This window comes from Kitasatospora purpeofusca, assembly GCF_036010405.1.
In the GTDB taxonomy this organism is placed as follows: Bacteria; Actinomycetota; Actinomycetes; order Streptomycetales; family Streptomycetaceae; genus Kitasatospora; species Kitasatospora purpeofusca.
This window is the reverse complement of sequence record NZ_CP108561.1, coordinates 2,490,243-2,509,623: the sequence shown is the minus strand read 5'-3', so window position 1 is coordinate 2,509,623 and position 19,381 is coordinate 2,490,243. Positions and strand designations below refer to the sequence as shown.

At 74.2% G+C, this 19,381-nt stretch carries 15 protein-coding genes; all 15 read left to right on the top strand.

What is annotated here, in order from left to right:
• Positions 1-85: 85 nt before the first annotated feature.
• Positions 86-1,114, top strand: a complete 1,029-nt coding sequence (gene argC, locus OG715_RS10685) for an N-acetyl-gamma-glutamyl-phosphate reductase (RefSeq protein ID WP_266275206.1) — start codon at positions 86-88, stop codon at positions 1,112-1,114.
• Positions 1,115-1,128: 14 nt separating this feature from the next.
• Positions 1,129-2,283, top strand: coding sequence for a bifunctional glutamate N-acetyltransferase/amino-acid acetyltransferase ArgJ (argJ, locus tag OG715_RS10680; protein WP_266277332.1), 1,155 nt, complete (start codon positions 1,129-1,131; stop codon positions 2,281-2,283).
• Positions 2,284-2,402: 119 nt separating this feature from the next.
• A complete protein-coding gene (argB, locus tag OG715_RS10675) occupies positions 2,403-3,278 on the top strand; it encodes an acetylglutamate kinase (protein ID WP_266277334.1) in 876 nt (291 codons plus the stop codon).
• Entirely contained in the window at positions 3,275-4,483 is a 1,209-nt protein-coding gene (locus OG715_RS10670) for an acetylornithine transaminase (protein WP_266275208.1), read from the top strand. Before argB ends, OG715_RS10670 begins: the two co-directional genes overlap by 4 nt.
• Before the next feature lie 17 nt (positions 4,484-4,500).
• Positions 4,501-5,049, top strand: a complete 549-nt coding sequence (locus tag OG715_RS10665) for an arginine repressor (RefSeq protein ID WP_030395991.1) — start codon at positions 4,501-4,503, stop codon at positions 5,047-5,049.
• 162 nt (positions 5,050-5,211) lie between these two features.
• The gene (locus OG715_RS10660; protein ID WP_266275210.1) at positions 5,212-6,405 is read left to right on the top strand and encodes an argininosuccinate synthase; all 1,194 of its coding nucleotides are present in this window, start codon (positions 5,212-5,214) and stop codon (positions 6,403-6,405) included.
• Between the two features lie 115 nt (positions 6,406-6,520).
• Complete coding sequence (argH, locus tag OG715_RS10655) at positions 6,521-7,954, top strand: argininosuccinate lyase (protein WP_266275212.1); 1,434 nt, start codon at positions 6,521-6,523, stop codon at positions 7,952-7,954.
• A 117-nt stretch (positions 7,955-8,071) separates the two neighbouring features.
• On the top strand, positions 8,072-8,329 hold the full coding sequence (locus OG715_RS10650; RefSeq protein WP_266275214.1) for a hypothetical protein: 258 nt from the start codon (positions 8,072-8,074) through the stop codon (positions 8,327-8,329).
• 371 nt (positions 8,330-8,700) lie between these two features.
• Positions 8,701-9,201, top strand: a complete 501-nt coding sequence (locus OG715_RS10645) for a GNAT family N-acetyltransferase (RefSeq protein WP_266275216.1) — start codon at positions 8,701-8,703, stop codon at positions 9,199-9,201.
• Positions 9,202-9,758: 557 nt separating this feature from the next.
• Positions 9,759-10,784: a methionine ABC transporter ATP-binding protein gene (locus OG715_RS10640; protein WP_266275218.1), complete on the top strand. Its 1,026-nt coding sequence runs from the start codon at positions 9,759-9,761 to the stop codon at positions 10,782-10,784.
• Positions 10,781-11,500: a methionine ABC transporter permease gene (locus OG715_RS10635; protein WP_030395997.1), complete on the top strand. Its 720-nt coding sequence runs from the start codon at positions 10,781-10,783 to the stop codon at positions 11,498-11,500. Before OG715_RS10640 ends, OG715_RS10635 begins: the two co-directional genes overlap by 4 nt.
• Before the next feature lie 106 nt (positions 11,501-11,606).
• Positions 11,607-12,434: a MetQ/NlpA family ABC transporter substrate-binding protein gene (locus OG715_RS10630; protein WP_266275220.1), complete on the top strand. Its 828-nt coding sequence runs from the start codon at positions 11,607-11,609 to the stop codon at positions 12,432-12,434.
• A gap of 208 nt (positions 12,435-12,642) precedes the next feature.
• Positions 12,643-13,407, top strand: a complete 765-nt coding sequence (locus tag OG715_RS10625) for a GNAT family N-acetyltransferase (RefSeq protein ID WP_323182265.1) — start codon at positions 12,643-12,645, stop codon at positions 13,405-13,407.
• A gap of 226 nt (positions 13,408-13,633) precedes the next feature.
• Complete coding sequence (gene cbiE / locus OG715_RS10620; protein WP_266275222.1) at positions 13,634-14,953, top strand: precorrin-6y C5,15-methyltransferase (decarboxylating) subunit CbiE; 1,320 nt, start codon at positions 13,634-13,636, stop codon at positions 14,951-14,953.
• Between the two features lie 591 nt (positions 14,954-15,544).
• Positions 15,545-19,282 carry a nicotinate-nucleotide--dimethylbenzimidazole phosphoribosyltransferase gene (cobT, locus tag OG715_RS10615; protein WP_266275224.1) on the top strand — a complete coding sequence of 1,246 codons (3,738 nt, stop codon included), beginning with the start codon at positions 15,545-15,547 and terminating at the stop codon, positions 19,280-19,282.
• Positions 19,283-19,381: the final 99 nt, after the last annotated feature.

Below are 19,381 nucleotides of genomic sequence, written 5' to 3'. Positions count from 1 at the left end.
CCGCCAAGTCGCGGGTACTCGCCGGAACTCCTTGCATGAATGTTCGGTACTGCGTATATTCATGCCTCGACAAAGGAGGAACGCCATGGCATTGCGAGTCGCCGTCGCCGGAGCGAGCGGATACGCGGGCGGCGAGGTGCTGCGCCTGCTGCTCGGCCACCCGGAGGTCGAGATCGGGGCGCTGACCGGCGGCTCCAACGCGGGCACCGCGCTGGGACTGCTCCAGCCGCACCTGCCGGCGCTGGCCGGCCGGATCCTGGAGCCCACCACCCCGGAGGTGCTGGCCGACCACGACGTGGTCTTCCTGGCGCTGCCGCACGGGCAGTCCGCCGCCGTGGCCGAGGCGCTCGGCGAGAACGTCCTGGTCGTCGACTGCGGCGCCGACTTCCGGCTCAGGGCCGCCTCCGACTGGGAGCAGTTCTACGGCTCGGCGCACGCCGGCACCTGGCCCTACGGCCTGCCCGAGCTGCCCGGCCACCGCGACGCGCTCAAGGGCGTCAACCGGATCGCCGTCCCCGGCTGCTACCCGACGGCCGTCTCGCTGGCGCTGTTCCCCGCCTACGCGGCCGGCCTCGCCGAGCCCGAGGCGGTGGTGGTCGCCGCCTCCGGCACCTCCGGCGCCGGCAAGGCCGCCAAGACCCACCTGCTCGGCAGCGAGGTGATGGGCAGCGTCAGCGCCTACGGCGTCGGCGGCGTCCACCGGCACACCCCGGAGATGGCCCAGAACCTCACCCCGCTCGCGGGCGAGCCGGTCAGCGTCTCCTTCACCCCCACCCTGGTCCCGATGCCGCGCGGCATCCTCGCCACCTGCTCCGCGAAGGCCAGGCCGGGGGTCGGCGCCGAGGAGCTGCGCGCCGCCTACGCCGAGGCGTACGCGGACGAGCCGTTCGTCCACCTGCTCCCCGCCGGGCAGTGGCCGCAGACCAGCAGCGTCTACGGCGCGAACACCGCGCTGGTGCAGGTCGCCCTGGACGCGGCGGCCGGGCGGATCGTGGCGATCAGCGCGATCGACAACCTGGTCAAGGGCACCGCCGGCGGCGCGGTGCAGAGCATGAACATCGCCCTCGGCCTGCCCGAGGAGCTCGGCCTCCCCGTGAACGGAGTCGCACCGTGACCGACCACCAGAACATCGGCGTGACCGCGGCCCGGGGCTTCCGGGCCGCCGGCGTCACCGCCGGGATCAAGGCCTCCGGCACCCCGGACCTCGCCCTGGTCGTCAACGACGGCCCCTCGCTCGCCGCGGCCGGCGTCTTCACCGCCAACCGGGTCAAGGCCGCCCCCGTGCTCTGGTCCGAGCAGGTCCTCAAGGGCGGCACGGTCTCCGCCGTCGTCCTCAACTCCGGTGGCGCCAACGCCTGCACCGGCCCGCTGGGCTTCCAGGACACCCACGCCACCGCCGAGAAGGTCGCCGAGGAGCTGGAGCTGAGCGCCGGCGAGGTCGCCGTCGCCTCCACCGGCCTGATCGGCGTCCGGCTGCCGATGGACCTCCTGCTGCCCGGTGTCGCCACCGCCGCCGCCGCGCTCGACGCCGCCGGCGGCGAGGCCGCCGCGATCGCCATCAAGACCACCGACACCGTCCACAAGACCGCGCAGGTCACCAGCCCGGCCGGCTGGACGGTCGGCGGCATGGCCAAGGGCGCCGGGATGCTCGCCCCGGGCCTCGCCACCATGCTGGTCGTGCTCACCACCGACGCCGACGCCGACGCGGCCGCCCTGGACACCGCGCTGCGCGCCGCCACCCGCACCACCTTCGACCGGATCGACTCCGACGGCTGCATGTCGACCAACGACACCGTGCTGCTGCTCGCCTCCGGCGCCAGCGGCACCGCCCCGGAGCCGGCCGAGTTCGACGAGGCGGTGCGCGCGGTCTGCGCCGACCTCGCCCGGCAGCTGATCGGCGACTCCGAGGGCGCGAGCAAGGACATCCGGATCGACGTCACCGGCGCCGCCACCGAGGACGAGGCCGTCGGCGTCGCCCGGGTGATCGGCCGCAACAACCTGCTCAAGTGCGCCATCCACGGCGAGGACCCCAACTGGGGCCGGGTGCTGGCCGCGATCGGCACCACCGACGCCGCCTTCGACCCGGACCGGCTCGATGTCGCGATCAACGGCGTCTGGGTGTGCCGCGACGGCAGCGTGGGGGAGGACCGGGACCTGGTCGACATGAGCGGGCGCGAGGTCGTGATCACCGCGAACCTCAACGCCGGCGGGGCCGCCGCCACCCTGTGGACCAACGACCTCACCGCCGACTACGTGCACGAGAACAGCGCCTACTCCACCTGACGGCGGGCCGGCCCGCCGGCCGACCGTCCGACCGCCGCCACCCGAGCCGGGGGACCAGAACCGTGAAGATCGCACCCAAGGGCGAACAGGCCCGGAACAACACCGCGTTGCCCAAGGCCATGACGCTGATCGAGGCCCTGCCCTGGTTGGAGCGCTTCCACGGCAAGACCGTCGTCATCAAGTTCGGCGGCAACGCCATGGTCGACGAGGAGCTCAAGGCCGCCTTCGCCGCGGACGTCGTCTTCCTGCGCTTCGCCGGGCTCCACCCCGTCGTGGTGCACGGCGGCGGCCCGCAGATCAGCGCCCAGCTCGACCGGCTCGGCCTGGAGTCCTCGTTCACCAACGGCCTGCGGGTCACCACCCCGGAGACCATGGACGTGGTCCGGATGGTGCTCGCCGGCCAGGTGCAGCGGGAACTGGTCGGCCTGCTCAACGAGCACGGCCCGTTCGCGGTCGGCATGACCGGCGAGGACGCCCACACCATGACCGCGGTCAAGCGGTACGCGGTCGTCGACGGCGAGTCGGTCGACATCGGCCTGGTCGGCGACATCGTCAACGTCGAGGCCGGCGCGGTGAAGGCGCTGATCGCGGACGGCCGGATCCCGGTGGTCTCCTCGATCGCCCGCGGCACCGACGGCCACGTCTACAACATCAACGCCGACACCGCCGCGTCCGCCCTCGCGGTCGCCCTCGGGGCCGAGATGCTCGTCGTGCTGACCGACGTCGAGGGCCTCTACAAGGACTGGCCGGACTCGGACGACGTGATCAGCCAGCTGGAGGCCGCCGAGCTGGAGGAACTGCTGCCGGGCCTCGCCTCCGGCATGGTGCCCAAGATGGAGGGCTGCCTGAACGCCGTCCGCTCGGGCGTCGGCACCGCCCGCGTGCTGGACGGCCGGGTGCCGCACAGCCTGCTGCTGGAGATCTTCACCGACGAGGGCATCGGCACCATGGTCGTGCCCGACGACGAACCGACCGTGACCGGGGGACTCGCATGACTTCCAACGCCCAGCTGACCGAGCGGTGGCAGCACGCCTTCACCGACAACTACGGCACCCCGCGGATCCCGCTGGTCCGCGGCGAGGGCAGCACCCTCTGGGACGCCGACGGCAAGGCCTACACCGACCTGCTCGGCGGCATCGCGGTCAACGCCCTCGGCACCGCCCACCCGGCCGTGGTCGAGGCCGTGGGCCGGCAGATCGCCACCCTCGGCCACATCTCCAACCTGTTCCTGGCCGAGCCCACCGTCGCCCTCGCCGAACGGCTGCTGGAGCTCGACGGGCGCCCCGGGCGGGTGTTCTTCTGCAACTCCGGCGCCGAGGCCAACGAGGCCGCCTTCAAGATCTCCCGCCGGACCGGCCGCACCCACCTGGTCGCCCTGGAGGGCGCCTTCCACGGCCGTACCATGGGCGCCCTCGCGCTCACCGGCCAGCCCGCCAAGCAGGAGCCGTTCCGCCCGCTGCCCGGCGACGTCACCCACGTCCCGTTCGGCGACGTGGAGGCGCTGCGCGCGGCCGTCACCACCGACACGGCCGCCGTCTTCCTGGAGCCGATCCAGGGCGAGAACGGCGCCGTCCCGCTGCCCGACGGCTATCTGCGGGCCGCCCGCGAGATCACCCGCGCCACCGGCACCCTGCTCGTCCTCGACGAGATCCAGACCGGCGTCGGCCGCACCGGCCACTGGTTCGCGCACCAGGCCTTCGACGGGGTCGAGCCGGACGTCGTCACGCTCGCCAAGGCGCTCGGCGGCGGACTGCCGATCGGGGCCGTGCTCGCCTTCGGCGAGGCCGCCGAACTGCTCACCCCCGGCCAGCACGGCACCACCTTCGGCGGCAACCCGGTGGTCGCGGCCGCCGCGCTCGCGGTGCTGGACACCATCGGGTCCGAAGGACTGCTGGAGCACGCCCGCAAGATCGGCGAGCGGCTGCGGCACGGCGTCGAGGCGATCGACGACCCGCTGGTCTCGCACGTGCGCGGGGCCGGGCTGCTGCTCGGCATCGTGCTCACCGCCCCGGTGTCCGCGAAGGTGCAGGCGGGCCTCCAGGAGGCCGGCTTCCTGGTGAACGCCGCGGTGCCGGACGCGGTGCGCCTCGCGCCGCCGCTGGTGCTCACCGAGCAGGAGGCGGACGCCTTCCTGGCCGCGCTGCCGGCCGTGCTGCGGGCCGTGCGGGCGGACGCCCCGGACGATGCGAACCGAGCGTAGTCCGGGAGAATAATCACATGACCGTTCCCCACTCCGGCCAGCCCGCCGCCGGCCCGACGCCGCAGGTCCCGCAGACCCGCACCGCGCGCCACCGGCGGATCGTGGACCTGCTCACCCGCCAGCCCGTGCGCTCGCAGAGCCAGCTCGCCAAGCTGCTCGCCGACGACGGACTCGTGGTCACCCAGGCCACCCTCTCCCGGGACCTGGACGAGCTGGGCGCGGTGAAGATCCGCAACCGGGACGGCGCGCTCATCTACGCCGTCCCGGCCGAGGGCGGCGACCGCACCCCGCGCGCGCCGATGGGGGAGTCCGCCACCGAGGGCCGGATGGCCCGGCTGGCCGGCGAGCTGATGGTCTCCGCGACCGCCTCCGGCAACCTGGTGGTGCTGCGCACCCCGCCCGGCGCGGCGCAGTTCCTGGCCTCGGCGATCGACCAGGCGGAGGTGTTCGAGATCATCGGCACCATCGCCGGCGACGACACCGTGCTGCTGATCAGCCGCGACCCGGCCGGCGGCCAGGCCCTCGCCGACCACCTCATGCAGCTCGCCCAGGCGAAGGCGCAGTAGCCCTCCCGCGCGGCTCCCGCACCGCCCTGTGGGCCCGGTTCCGACCGGGCCCACAGGCGTATCCGGAACCGGCCCGGCCACGGGTTTTGAGTTTCATACGGAGTAGTGCATACTTATGCCTATCGCCGTAAGCCTGTTCGCACAGTTGTGAAGGAGAAAGCCGTGACCGAGCGCGTCGTACTCGCCTACTCGGGCGGTCTGGACACGTCCGTCTGCATCGGCTGGATCGCCGAGGAGACGGGCGCCGAGGTCATCGCCGTCGCCGTCGACGTCGGCCAGGGCGGCGAGGACCTGGACGTCATCCGCCAGCGGGCGCTGGACTGCGGCGCCGTCGAGGCCGAGGTCGCCGACGCCCGCGACGAGTTCGCCGACGAGTACTGCCTCCCGGCCGTCAAGGCCAACGCCCTCTACCAGGGCCAGTACCCGCTGGTGTCCGCCCTCTCCCGGCCGGTCATCGTCAAGCACCTGGTGGCCGCCGCCCAGAAGCACGGCGCCACCACCGTCGCCCACGGCTGCACCGGCAAGGGCAACGACCAGGTCCGCTTCGAGGTCGGCATCAACTCGCTGGCCCCCGGCCTCAAGTGCATCGCCCCGGTCCGCGACTACGCGATGACCCGGGACAAGGCCATCGCCTTCGCCGAGGCCAAGGGCCTGCCGATCGCCACCACCAAGAAGTCCCCGTACTCGATCGACCAGAACGTCTTCGGCCGGGCCGTCGAGACCGGCTTCCTCGAGGACATCTGGAACGCCCCGATCGAGGACGTCTACGAGTACACCCGGAACCCCGCCACCGCGCGCGAGGCCGACGAGGTGGTCATCACCTTCGACGCCGGCGTCCCGGTCGCGATCGACGGCCGCAAGGTCACCGTCCTGCAGGCGATCGAGGAGCTCAACAAGCGCGCCGGCGCCCAGGGCGTCGGCCGGCTCGACATGGTCGAGGACCGCCTCGTCGGCATCAAGTCCCGGGAGATCTACGAGGCCCCCGGCGCGATCGCCCTGATCACCGCCCACCAGGCGCTGGAGAACGTCACCGTCGAGCGCGAACTCGCCCGCTACAAGCGGCAGGTCGAGCAGCGCTGGGCCGAACTGGTCTACGACGGCCTGTGGTTCTCCCCGCTCAAGCGCGCCCTCGACGGCTTCGTGAACGAGGCCAACCAGCACGTCTCCGGCGACATCCGGATCGTCCTGCACGGCGGCCGGGCCGTCGTCAACGGCCGCAAGTCCGACCAGTCGCTGTACGACTTCAACCTCGCCACCTACGACACCGGCGACACCTTCGACCAGTCGATGTCCAAGGGCTTCATCGAGATCTTCGGCCTCTCCTCGAAGATCGCCGCCCGTCGCGACCTGGGCTGAGCAGCCCCGGACCCGGCCGGCCCCGCTCCCGCGGGGCCGGCCGGGACCACCCCCGCGGTCCCGGCCGGGACCGCCCCCGAACCCCCCTTTCCCGCACGTCCGTAAGGAGCCAGTGATGTCCGCCGACCAGACCGCCACGGGTGGCGACGTCCGCCTCTGGGGCGCCCGCTTCGCCGACGGCCCCTCCGAGGCCCTGGCCAGGCTCTCCGCCTCGGTGCACTTCGACTGGCGCCTCGCCCCCTACGACATCGCCGGCTCCAAGGCCCACGCCCGCGTCCTGCACAAGGCCGGCCTGCTCACCGCCGACGAACTCACCGCCATGCACGAAGGGCTCGACCGGCTGCTCGCCGACGTCGAGGCCGGCACCTTCACCGGCACCGTCGCCGACGAGGACGTCCACACCGCCCTGGAACGCGGCCTGCTGGAGCGCCTCGGCCCCGACCTCGGCGGCAAGCTGCGGGCCGGACGCTCCCGCAACGACCAGATCGCCACCCTCTTCCGGATGTACCTGCGGGACCACGCGAAGACCATCGGCGGCCTGGTACTCGACCTCCAGCACGCCCTGGTCGGCCTCGCCGAGGCCCACCCGGACACCGCGATGCCGGGCCGCACCCACCTCCAGCACGCCCAGCCCGTGCTCTTCGCCCACCACGTCCTCGCGCACGTGCAGGCCCTCGGCCGGGACGCCGAGCGGCTGCGCCAGTGGGACGCCCGCACCGCCGTCTCCCCCTACGGCTCCGGGGCGCTGGCCGGCTCCTCGCTCGGCCTCGACCCGGAGGCCGTCGCCGCCGACCTCGGCTTCGAGGGCGGCTCGGTCGGCAACTCCATCGACGGCACCGCCTCGCGCGACTTCGTCGCCGAATTCGCCTTCGTCACCGCGATGATCGGGATCAACCTGTCCCGGATCGCGGAGGAGGTGATCATCTGGAACACCAAGGAGTTCGGCTTCATCACGCTGCACGACGCCTTCTCCACCGGGTCGTCGATCATGCCGCAGAAGAAGAACCCCGACATCGCCGAGCTCGCCCGCGGCAAGTCCGGCCGGCTCATCGGCAACCTCACCGGCCTGCTCGCCACCCTCAAGGCCCTCCCGCTCGCGTACAACCGCGACCTCCAGGAGGACAAGGAGCCGGTCTTCGACTCCTGCGACACCCTCGAAGTCCTGCTCCCCGCCTTCACCGGCATGATGGCCACCCTCACCGTCCACCGCGAGCGGCTGGAGGAGCTCGCCCCGGCCGGCTTCTCCCTCGCCACCGACATCGCCGAATGGCTCGTCAAGCAGGGCGTGCCGTTCCGGGTCGCGCACGAGGTCGCCGGAGCCTGCGTCAAGGAGTGCGAGGCGCACGGCATCGAACTCGCCGACCTGACGGACGAGCAGTTCGCCGCCATCTCCACACACCTCACCCCCGAGGTGCGGACGGTCCTCAGCGTCCACGGCGCCATCGCCTCCCGCAACGGCCGCGGCGGCACCGCGCCCGGCGCCGTCGCCGTCCAGCTCGGCGAGATCAAGGCCGACCTCGCCGCCCAGCAGGAGTGGGTGACGGGCTGACCGGCCCCCACCACCCACCACGGGGGAGGGGCGCGGCGGGTCCTCCGCCGCGCCCCTCCCGTCCGTATGCGACCGGCCGCCCGTAACCCGGACGGCCCCCACCCGGTCAAGCACGGTATGTGCACCGCCTTCCCGTCCGTCCCCTCCGCCGAGGACGAGGTCCTCGCCGAGCTGCGCCGCCGCCGCGTCCGCGAGGCCGTCGCCGCCCTGCCCGGCCGCTGCCCGCAACTGGTCGCCGCCCTCGCCGAGGACCCGCCGCCGACCTACCGCGAGCTCTCCCACCGCCTCGGCATGCCGCGCGGCTCCATCGGCCCCACCCGGGCCCGCTGCCTGGCCTGCCTGCGCGTCCTGCTGCACGCCGAGCGCTACGCCTGAGCGGCGGCCGTGCGCCCCCCGGCCCGCGAGCCGCCGCCCCGCCCGGGCCTCGCGCGGTCCTCGCCCGGCACCCGTCCCGCCGCGCCCCGCCGGGCGTGACCCTCGCCACGTCCGGCGGCCGCGAGGTTGAGATCAGCTGACACCCGGGTAAGGCGCTGGCGAACGCGGCTCTTGACGGTGGCGCGCCCGCTCGGATACTGACCGTGAGCGCGCCGCCGCCGACACGGCCCCACCAGGGCCGTGCGGGCTGGTACGTTCGTGCGCCACCCCCGGTCTGGGCGGATCCCCGGCCGGGACACCCTCCGGCAGCCAACCGGTGCGACACCCTCACCTCTCACGCGCCGGGCACAACGATGGGGAGGCCCCCGCACATGGGCATGAGCGTGAACATTTCGACCGCCGGGACGGACGACGCGGAGCAGATCCTCAAGCTCCAGTACCTCGGCTACCAGAGCGAGGCCGAGCTCTACGGCGACTGGGCCATCGAGCCGCTGACCCAGTCCCTGGAGAGCCTGCGAGAAGAGCTGACCGAACGGCACGTGCTCGTCGCCCGCCTCGGCGACGAGATCGTCGGCACCGTCCGGGGCCACCTCGGCCCCGACGGCGTCGGTCGGATAGGGCGTCTGGTCGTCCACCCCCGGATGCAGCGCCACGGCCTCGGCGGCCGACTGCTGGAGGCCCTGGAGCGCCGCCTCGCGGCGGACGGCGCGGTCAGCTCCTACCGCCTCTTCACCGGCCACCGCAGCCTCGGCAACCTGCGCCTCTACGCCCGCCAGGGCTACCGCCAGACCACCGTCGAACAGATCAGCGGCCGGATCACCCTGGTGCACCTGGAGAAGTCCGCCGCCGCCCCGCTCGCCGCCACCGCCTGAAGCCCCGGCCCGCCCCACGCGGGCCCCGTCGAACCGGCGCCGCCATCATTCGGACTCCCGAAGGCGGCGCCGGTCGCCGTTCGTGCAGCTCAGTGCCACGAGTGTCCGCATTGCGGACGCCGTTGCGAAATAATTGGGACCTCCTCGAACCATCTGATTTACTGGCTCACATGACTGCGACGACGAAATGGACCCCCACCGGCACCCCGCCGGCAGGTGAGAGCGCCATGTGCCGTCGAATGTGTCACCGCTGAGGGCCACCGCCCACGGCACCCGCTGAGAGTGCCTCTCCTCGCGCCCCGAAGCGAGAACCCCGGCGTCGTTCCCGTCCGTGCGGACGCGCCCTTCCTGCCGTACCCCCCTTCTTCGGCCTGCCCGCACACCCTCGGGCGGTCCACTGACTCGTAAGGGCCACGCCGTCGCGCGGCCCGGCCGCCCAGCGGCGACGATCAAGGGGTGGCAGGTCCGGATCCCCCCGGCGCGACGCCGTTCCCGTCGCCGACCGCACGGCGGTGCGACCTCCGCACGCCGCCCGCCCCCGACCCACGGAAGCAGCTGTGATCACCACCACGGACCTCACCAAGGTCTACCGATCCCGCGGCCGCGAGGTGACCGCCCTCGCGGGCGTCGACCTCCACGTCCGCCCCGGCGAGGTCTACGGAGTCGTCGGCACCAGCGGCGCCGGCAAGTCCACCCTCATCCGCTGCGTCAACATGCTGGAGCGCCCCAGCTCCGGCACCGTCACCGTGGACGGCGTCGAACTCACCGCCCTCACCGGCGGCGAGAACCGCGCCGGCAAGGACCTCCGCGAAGCCCGCCGCCGCATCGGCATGGTCTTCCAGCACTTCAACCTGCTGTCCTCCCGCACCGTCCAGCAGAACGTCGAACTCCCGCTGGAGATCATCGGACTGGACCGCACCCAGCGCCGCCGCAAGGCCGCCGAACTGCTCGACCTCGTCGGCCTCACCGACAAGGCCCGCAACTACCCCGGCCAGCTCTCCGGAGGCCAGAAGCAGCGCGTCGGCATCGCCCGCGCCCTCGCCGGCGACCCCAAGGTGCTGCTCTCCGACGAGGCCACCTCCGCGCTCGACCCCGAGACCACGCGCTCCATCCTCAAGCTGCTGCGCGACCTCAACGAACAGCTCGGCCTCACCGTCCTGCTCATCACCCACGAGATGGACGTCATCAAGTCCGTCTGCGACTCCGCCGCCCTGATGCGCGGCGGCCGGGTGGTCGAATCCGGGGCGCTCACCGACCTGCTCGCCCGGCCCGGCTCCGAACTCGCCCGCGAACTCTTCCCGCTCAGCGAATTCGGCACCGGACACCCCGGCGCCACCGTGCTGGAGATCACCTTCCAGGGCGACGCCCCCGCCCAGCCCTTCGTCTCCCAGCTGGCCCGCACCTACCAGATCGACATCAACATCCTCGGCGCCGCCGTCGAGACCATCGCCGGCCGCATGGTCGGCCGGATGCGCGTCGAACTGCCCGGATCCCGGCACGACAACGTCGTGCCCATCGGCTTCCTGCGCGAGCAGGGCCTCCAGGTGGACGTGATCGAAACGGCGAACGGAGCGGTGGCATGACCTGGGACCAGATGCAGGAACTGATGTGGCCCGCCACCTGGGAGACCCTCCAGATGGTCGGAGTGTCGACCGTCTGCACCGTCGTCCTCGGACTCCCGCTCGGCGTGCTGCTCGTCCTCACCGCCAAGGGCGGCGCCCTCCAGAACCAGCCCGTCAACAAGGTGCTCGGCGCGGTCGTGAACCTCGCCCGCTCACTGCCGTTCATCATCCTGATGATCGCGCTGTTCTCCTTCACCCGCTGGCTGGTCGGCAGCTCCCTCGGCTGGCAGGCCGCCACCGTCCCGCTGACCGTCGGCGCCATCCCCTTCTTCGCCCGACTCGTGGAGACCAACGTCCGCGAGGTCGACCGCGGCCTCGTCGAAGCCGTCCAGGCGATGGGCGGCAACACCTGGACCCTGGTCCGCAAGACGCTCGTCCCCGAAGCCCTCCCCGGCATCGTCGCCTCCGTCACCACCACCGTCATCGCGCTCATCGGCTACTCCGCGATGGCCGGCACCGTCGGCGGCGGCGGCCTCGGCGACCTCGCCTACCGCTACGGCTACCTGCGCTTCGAGACCGCCTTCATGTGGGTCATCGTCGCCGAGATCGCGATCATCGTCACCGTGATCCAGCTGGCCGGCGACTACGCCGTGCGACGGCTCGCCAACCGGGGCCGCGGCGGCGGCCGGACCAGGCTGCTGCGCCCCCGCGCCGACACCGACCTCGTCGCCTCCTAGCGCTCCCCGCCGCCCGGACCCCGGCACCCCCGGTCCCGGCACCTCCCAGACTTCCCCGTCCGAAAACCGGACGCGGCTCCCCGCAATACGCAGAAAGGCACTTTTCGTGCGCAACGCCCTGAAGTTCACCAGCGTCCTCGCCACCGCCGGCATCGCCCTCTCCCTGGCCGCCTGCGGCAGCAACGGCGACTCGTCCTCCTCGGACGCGAACGCGCCGCTCACCGTCGTCGCCAGCCCCACCCCGCACGGCCAGATCCTCAAGTACGTCAAGGACAACCTCGCGGACAAGGCCGGCCTCAAGCTCAACGTCAAGGAGGTCACCGACTACGTGACCCCCAACACGGCGGTGCAGGACGGCTCGGCCGACGCCAACTACTTCCAGCACGTGCCGTACCTGGAGGACTTCAACAAGAAGCGCGGCACCGACATCGTCTCCGTCGAGGCCGTGCACCTGGAGCCGCTGGGCGTCTACTCCAAGAAGGTCAAGGCGATCGCCGAGCTGCCGGACGGCGCCACCATCGGCCTGCCCAACGACGCCACCAACGAGGGCCGCGCGCTCAAGCTGCTCGCCGACAACAAGCTCATCACCCTCAAGGACGGGGCCGGCACCGCCGCCACCCCCGCCGACGTCACGGGCAACCCGAAGAACTTCAAGTGGAAGGAGCTGGAGGCCGCCCAGCTGCCCCGCTCCATCGCCGACCTCGACGCCGCCGTCATCAACGGCAACTACGCGCTCGACTCGGGCCTCAAGCCCGCCACCGACGCGATCGTGCTGGAGAAGGCCGAGGGCAACCCCTACGCCAACATCCTCGCCGTCAAGAAGGGCAAGGAGAACGACCCGCGGGTGAAGAAGCTCGCCGAGCTGCTGCACTCCGCCGAGGTCAAGAAGTTCATCGACGACACCTTCCAGGGCTCCGTCATCCCGGCGTTCTGATCCCCCGGGCCGACCGCTCCCGACCCGTCCCGCCGGACCACCGACCGGGCCCCCGCCGCAACCAGGCGGGGGCCCGGTCGGGCAGTATGCACCAGTGACGGTCCGACAGACCCATTTCTGACGTACCGTCGTCCGGTCCGAGCACCGCGTGACCACCCGGTACCGGCGAGGCGTACGGTGTGTCCACGACCCGGCGAGGAGAGACGGCATGGCAGCGAGCTTCCCCGAGACCGCCATCAGCACCGAACGGCTGCTGCTGCGCCCGCTTGCGGAGGACGACGCCCCCGGCCTGGCCGCCATGATGGCCGACGAACTCGTCCTGGCCTGGACCGACCACCCGCACCCCTTCACCGAGGCCCACGCCCTCGACCTGGCCCGCACCCTCGCACCCGCCCACCGCGCCACCGGCCGGGGCATCGTCCTCGCCGTCACCGAACACCTCACCCAGCGCCTGGTCGGCCTGGTCGAACTCCGCCACACCGACTGGCGGCTGCGCACCACCGAGATCTCCTTCGTCACCGCCGCCTGGGCCCGCGGCGAGGGCTACGCCCCCGAGGCCGTCCTCGGCGTCGCCCAGTGGCTCTTCGAGGACCGGGGCTTCCTGCGCCTCGAACTGCGCACCGCCGCCGGGAACACCGCCGCCCAGCAGGTCGCCCAGAAGATCGGCGGCATCAGCGAGGGCGTCCTGCGCAGCGCCTGGATAGTGCGCGGCGAGTCCGGTGAGTCCGGCGGGTCCGGCTCCGGTGGGGCGGGGGAGCGCCGGGGCCACGGCCGCCCGGACCACGGCTCCTCGAACCGGGACCTCCCGGACCACGCTCCCTCGGGTCACGACCGCTGGGCCCCCGACCGTCCGCCCGTCGGCGAGAGCCGCAGCGACCTCATCCTGTGGAGCCTGCTCCCCGAGGACATGGAGACCCCCGAGCCCGCCGCCCCCGCCTGGGCCGGCGGCCACCGCTACGTGCTGCGCGACTGACCCGCGCGACCGGACCCCGCGAGGACCCGCGAGGACCCGCACGAGGACCCGAACGAGAACGCGCACGACCGGCCCGCGCGACCGCCGGGCTGCCCTTCGGGGCCGGTCGGCGCGGACATGTGTACGAGATGTCCGCGCCGAGGGGATCACACCCGGTAGCCTTCCACCGGCGCCGCACACGGGCGCCGCCTGTCGGCGCACGGATGGCGAGGGAGAACAGCCGCAGATGGCTGACCGGATCACGGTCATCGGGTGGGACGGCACACCGCTCACCGAGGCCGCCGCCGCGGCCCTCGCCGCAGCCACCCTGGTGGCCGGCGCCCCCTACCAGCTCAAGGCCCTCCCGGTGCCGCCCGCCGCCGAACGCATCGCCCTCGGCAGCATCCAGCTCGCCGCCCGCCGGATCGCCCAGCACCGCGGCGCCGCCGTCGTCATCGCCGAGGGGGACCCCGGCTTCTTCGGCGTCGTCCGCACCCTGCGCCGCCCCGAGTACGGCCTCGAACTCGAAGTCCTCCCCGCCGTCTCCTCCGTCGCCGCCGCCTTCGCCCGCGCCGGAATGCCCTGGGAGGACGCCCAGGTCGCCAGCGCGCACGGCGGCCGGCTGCGCCGCGCCGCCAACCTCTGCCGCGCCCACCCCAAGGTCGCCGTCCTCACCGCGCCCGGCGCCGGCCCCGCCGAACTCGCCCTGATGCTCCGCGGCGTCCACCGCACCTTCGTCGTCTGCGAAGCCCTCGGCACCCCCGACGAGGACGTCACCGTCCTCACCTCCGACCGCGTCGCCGACCACATCTGGCGCGACCCCAGCGTCGTCCTCGTCATCGGCGGCAGCAGCGCCGGCGGCCCCGGCGGCGGACCCGCGAACGGCGCCGCCGGCGAGGCCGCCGGCTGGCTCGCCGGACGCCCCGTCGGCTACCCGGGACCGGACCGGGGCTGGGCCCTGCCCACCGACACCTACACCGGCACCGGCCGAAACCCCACCGCACCCGGCGCCCCCGCGGACCCCGGCGCACCCGGCGCGTCCGACACGCTCCCGGCGCACGTCCGCGCGCTCGTGCTCGCCCGCCTGGGTGCCCGCCCCGGCGACCTCGTCTGGACCGTCGGCGCCGGCAGCGGCGCACTCGCCGTCGACGCCGCCCGCTTCGGCGCGGCCGTCGTCGCCGTCGAGGCCGACCGCTCCGCCTGCGCCCGGCTCGCCGTCAACGCCCGCCGCTACGGCGTCGAGGTCGAGATCGTCCACGGCCGGGGCCCCGACGTCCTCGGCGAACTCCCCGAACCCGACGCCGCCGTCATCGAGACCGGCGGCCCGGAAGCCGTGCGCGCCGTGCTCTCCCGCCGCCCCGAACGGATCGTCGCCGTAGCCCGCACCCTCGCCGAGGCCGAGGAGGTCCGCCGCGTCATCGCCGGCGCCGGCTACCGCGCCGACGGCGCGCTGCTCCAGTCCGCGCCACTGCTCGCCCCGACCGGGGCCGCCGCCGACGGACCGGGTCTGCGGCTCGGCATGGGCGACCCGGGCACCTTCCTGCTCTGGGGTGCGCAGAAACCGTGAAGGCCCGGTGGTGCCGGGTGGTGATCCCGCTGGGAGCCGGTGCCGATCGACGCACCCCCGGCCGCTCCCCGGGTCCGCCCGCCGGGCCCGCCGGCCGCGCCCTCCGGTCCGCCCGAGGGGCCCCGGCCCGGCGCACGGCCCGGCCGGACGGTGATCCAGGTCGCATCCGGACACCGATTCGGGAGGCGGCGTCCCCGGGCCGGTAGTGTGGCGTCCGGGACGGCTGCGGTGTCCGACAGCCCGCCCGATCCGGTCGGGTCCGGTGCCTTTCTGACATGGCGCCGACCGACGAGGTTCGGAGTGTGGGCAATTCGACGGGCCGCCCGCCGGACCTGGAGAATGCCGTAGGGTCCGGTGCGGTCGTGCCGGTTGCCCCGGCTTGTCGTTGTCTCAGATGACGCGCCGCCCCACCGGGTGGCGCGCGGGCCGGGGTGCCGCAGCGCGCCGGAAGGATTTCGGCCGCAGCGCCTCGGCGCGGCGGCCGTGTGTGATTGAGGGGCGGGCCGGTGCAGGCCCGGCCCGTGCGGATGGGCGCTGCGGTCGGTGATCGTGTCGCCGAGGGCGCGGCAGCGGCCTGGAAGGAGCATTGACATGACCGATGGCGGCCACGTCCCGAACGAGGGACTGCCGGAGCACCTGCTCGCCGGGCCCGACCGGCTCGGCGGCCCGGAGGGCGTCGCGGCTGTCGCACCCGTGCAGGGCGTCGCACTGGACGGCACCCTCCCCGGCGTGCCGGCCCACGGTGTGCCGACGCAGGCCGTGCCCGTGCAGGGAGTACCCGTGCAGGGCGTCCCGGCACCGGGCAGCCCCGCACCGGGCAGCCCGCTCGGTGCGCCCGGATTCGCCGTGCCCGCTCCCGGAACGCCCGGCGCCGCCGGTGACGCCTGGGCCGCCGCCCCCCGCCCCACCTTCCACTTCGTCGACCAGCCGGACGGCCTCGACGACGAGGACGACGTCCTGCTGATGCCCGGTCCGCAGGGCTCCTGGGGCGAGCCGACGGCGCCCGCCGCCGACCAGGCCACCGACCCGCAGGCCCCGCCCGGCACCCCCGTCGAGCCGTCCTGGCCGCCGCTGGAGCCGCCCGTGCTCGGCGCCGCCGACCAGGCGGGCGCCCCCCACGGCTTCGCGCCGCAGGCCGCCCACGGCAACCAGACCGTGCCGGCCCAGCAGCAGGGCCCCGAGCCGGTGACGGCCGTTCAGTCGCCGCGCAGGCCGCTGCACGCCGGGCCGCCGATCCCGGACCCGTCGCTGATGACCGGCCAGGTCCCGGTCCGCTCGCTGGCCGACCGGGGCCCGTCGACCGGCAGCACCCCCGCGCACGGCATCCCGGTGGTACCGGCGGCCGTCCAGCCCGAGCCGGCGGCCGTGCCCGTCGCCGTCCAGCCCGTGCCCGCGCCGCAGCCGGTCGAGGCCGCCGTCCAGCAGCCTCCCGTCGTGCTGCCCGTCGCCGTTCCCGTCGAGGCACCGGTCGTGGCCGAGGCGGTCGTCGAGGCGCCCGTGGAGGCCGTCGTCGAGGCCGCCGTCGAGATCGCCGCGGCACCCGGGAACACCGAGCCGGCCGCCGTCGAGCCGGTCGCCGAACCGGTCGCCGTAGCCGTCGCTGTCGAGGCCCCGGCCGAGGGCTCCGCCGCCGAGGTTCCCGCCGCTGCCGCCGAGGCCGCCGCCGAGGCACAGGCCGGGGGCGGCCAGCCGCGCCGCATCTCCGCCTTCCTCGCCGCGCCGACCCCGCACGGCCTCCCGCAGGTCGAGCCGGTCGCCGAAGCCGCGGCCGAGCCGCTGGTCGAGCAGTCCGCCCCGGCCGCCGTCGGGACGGAGGCCGAGCAGTCCGCCCCCATAGCGCCCGTCGCCGACCCGGCAGCCGCCGCCGCGCAGTCGGAGCCCGAGGCCGTCGGGCCCGCCGCGCCCGTCGCCGTCGAGCCGGTCCCGGCGGAGCAGCCCGCGCCCGCGGTCGAGGCCGCGGCCACCGCGCCCGAGGCGCCCGCGGGCCGGCTGGCCGAGCCGGCCGCCGCCGAGGCCCCTGCCGAGGTGCCGGCCGAGGCCCAGGCCCCGGAGGCGGCCGCCGAGACCGCCGCAGGCACCGGTGAGATGCCCTCCGGCCAGCCCGTCGCCGTCCCGGTGGACGTCCCGGCCGAGCCGGTCTCCGCCGCTCCCGCCGAGCCGCTGCCCGCCGCTGCCGCCGAGGCCCCCGCCGAGGAGCAGCCTGCGGTCGAACTGCCCGCCGTGCCGACCGACACTCCGCCGACGGACGCCGTGCCTGTCGACGCGCCGCCGGCCGACGCGCCCGCCGAACTGCCCGCGACCGAGGCCGCCGAGGCCCCGCAGGCCGAGGACGGCACCGCGGCCGAGCCGACCGCCGTCACCGAGCCGGTCGCTCCCGCAGAGCCGGCCGGGGCCCCCGCGTCCACCGACCCGGCCGAGGCCCCCGACGCTCCGGCCGTCCCCGCCGAAGCGGTCGAGCCCGCCGCCGCCGAGGCACCTGCGGACGCCGAGCAGCCGGCCGAGGTCGCGCAGCCCGTCGACGCCGAGGAGCCCGCCGTGGAGTCCGAGGAGCCCGAGGAGCCCGCCGAACCGCGCGGCCCCGCCGCCCCCGGCTACGACGAGGTCGGCCGCGAGGCCGTCCACCAGGTGATCCGCGAGCGCCGCGACATCCGCAACGGCTTCCGCCCCGACCCGATCCCGCACGAGGTGCTGATCCGCGTCCTGGAGGCCGCCCACACCGCCCCCAGCGTCGGCTACTCGCAGCCCTGGGACTTCGTGGTCATCCGCTCCGCCAAGACCCGCCGCAAGATGCACGAACTGGCCGAGCGCCAGCGCGAGGCGTTCGCCGACTCGCTCCCCAAGGGCCGCGCGAAGCAGTTCAAGGAAATCAAGATCGAGGCGATCCTCGAGACGCCCGTCAACATCGTCGTCACCGCCGACCGCACCCGGGGCGGCCGGCACACCCTGGGCCGGCACACCCAGCCGCAGATGGCCCCGTACTCGGCGGCCCTCGCGGTCGAGAACCTCTGGCTGGCCGCCCGCGCCGAGGGCCTCGGCGTCGGCTGGGTGAGCTTCTTCGACGAGGAGGAGCTGGTCCGCGAGCTCGGCCTGCCCGAGCACCTGGAGGTCGTCGCCTACCTGTGCGTCGGCTTCGTCGACGCCTTCCCGGACGAGCCCGAGCTCCAGCAGCAGGGCTGGGCCAAGAAGCGCCCGCTGTCCTGGGTCGTCCACGAGGAGCAGTACGGCAACCGCGCCCTGCCCGGCGAGGAGCCGCACAGCGTGCTCTCCGAGACCCTGCGCGGCATCCGCCCGCTGGACGCCAAGGCGCTCGGCGAGGCCTGGGACCGGCAGAAGCGGATGACCAAGCCGGCCGGCTCGCTCGGCATGCTGGAGATCATCTCCGCCCAGCTCAGCGGCCTGTCCCGGAAGTGCCCGCCGCCGATCCCGGAGCCCGCCTGCGTCGCGGTCTTCGCCGCCGACCACGGCGTGCACGCCCAGGGCGTCACCCCCTGGCCGCAGGAGGTCACCGCCCAGATGGTGGGCAACTTCCTCGCCGGGGGAGCGGTGGTCAACGCCTTCGCCAAGCAGATCGGCACCGAGGTCTGCGTCGTCGACGTCGGCGTGGCCTCCGAGCTGCCCGACGCGATCCAGCAGGGCCGCACCACCGGCCTGCTGCCGCGCAAGGTCAAGCCCGGCACCGACGACATGACCCAGGGCCCGGCGATGACCCGCGAGGAGGCCCTCAAGGCCCTCGAGGTCGGCATCGAGACCGCCCGCGACCTCGTCGCCGCCGGCAACAAGGCCCTGATCACCGGCGACATGGGCATCGCCAACACCACCGCCTCCGCCGCCCTGATCTCGATCTTCACCGGGCTGGACCCGGCCGAGGTCACCGGCCGGGGCACCGGCATCGACGACGCGACCCACACCCGCAAGATCGAGGTCGTCCGCGCCGCACTGGCCCTGCACCAGCCCGACCCGGCCGACCCGATCGGCGTGCTCGCCGCGGTCGGCGGCCTGGAGCACGCCGCCCTCGCCGGCTTCCTGCTCGGCGCGGCCAGCCTGCGCACCCCGGTGATCCTGGACGGCGTGATCGCCGGTTCGGCCGCGCTCGTCGCCAAGGCGATCGCGCCCGAGGTGCTCGCCGCCTGCATCGCCGGCCACCGCTCGGCCGAGCCCGGCCACCAGGCCGCCCTGGCCAAGCTGGGACTGCGTCCGCTGATCGACCTCGACCTGCGCCTCGGCGAGGGCACCGGCGCCCTGCTGGCCCTGCCGCTGGTGCAGAGTGCGGCCCGCGCGATGCACGATGTAGCCACCTTCGACTCCGCCGGGGTCACCGAGAAGGCCTGACGCTCGTCCGAACCGCTCCGTGCACCGGCCCGAGGGCGCGCCGGTGCGCGGAGCGGCGCCGTACCCAGCCACACCCTCACCCGATCCAGGAGCACCGCC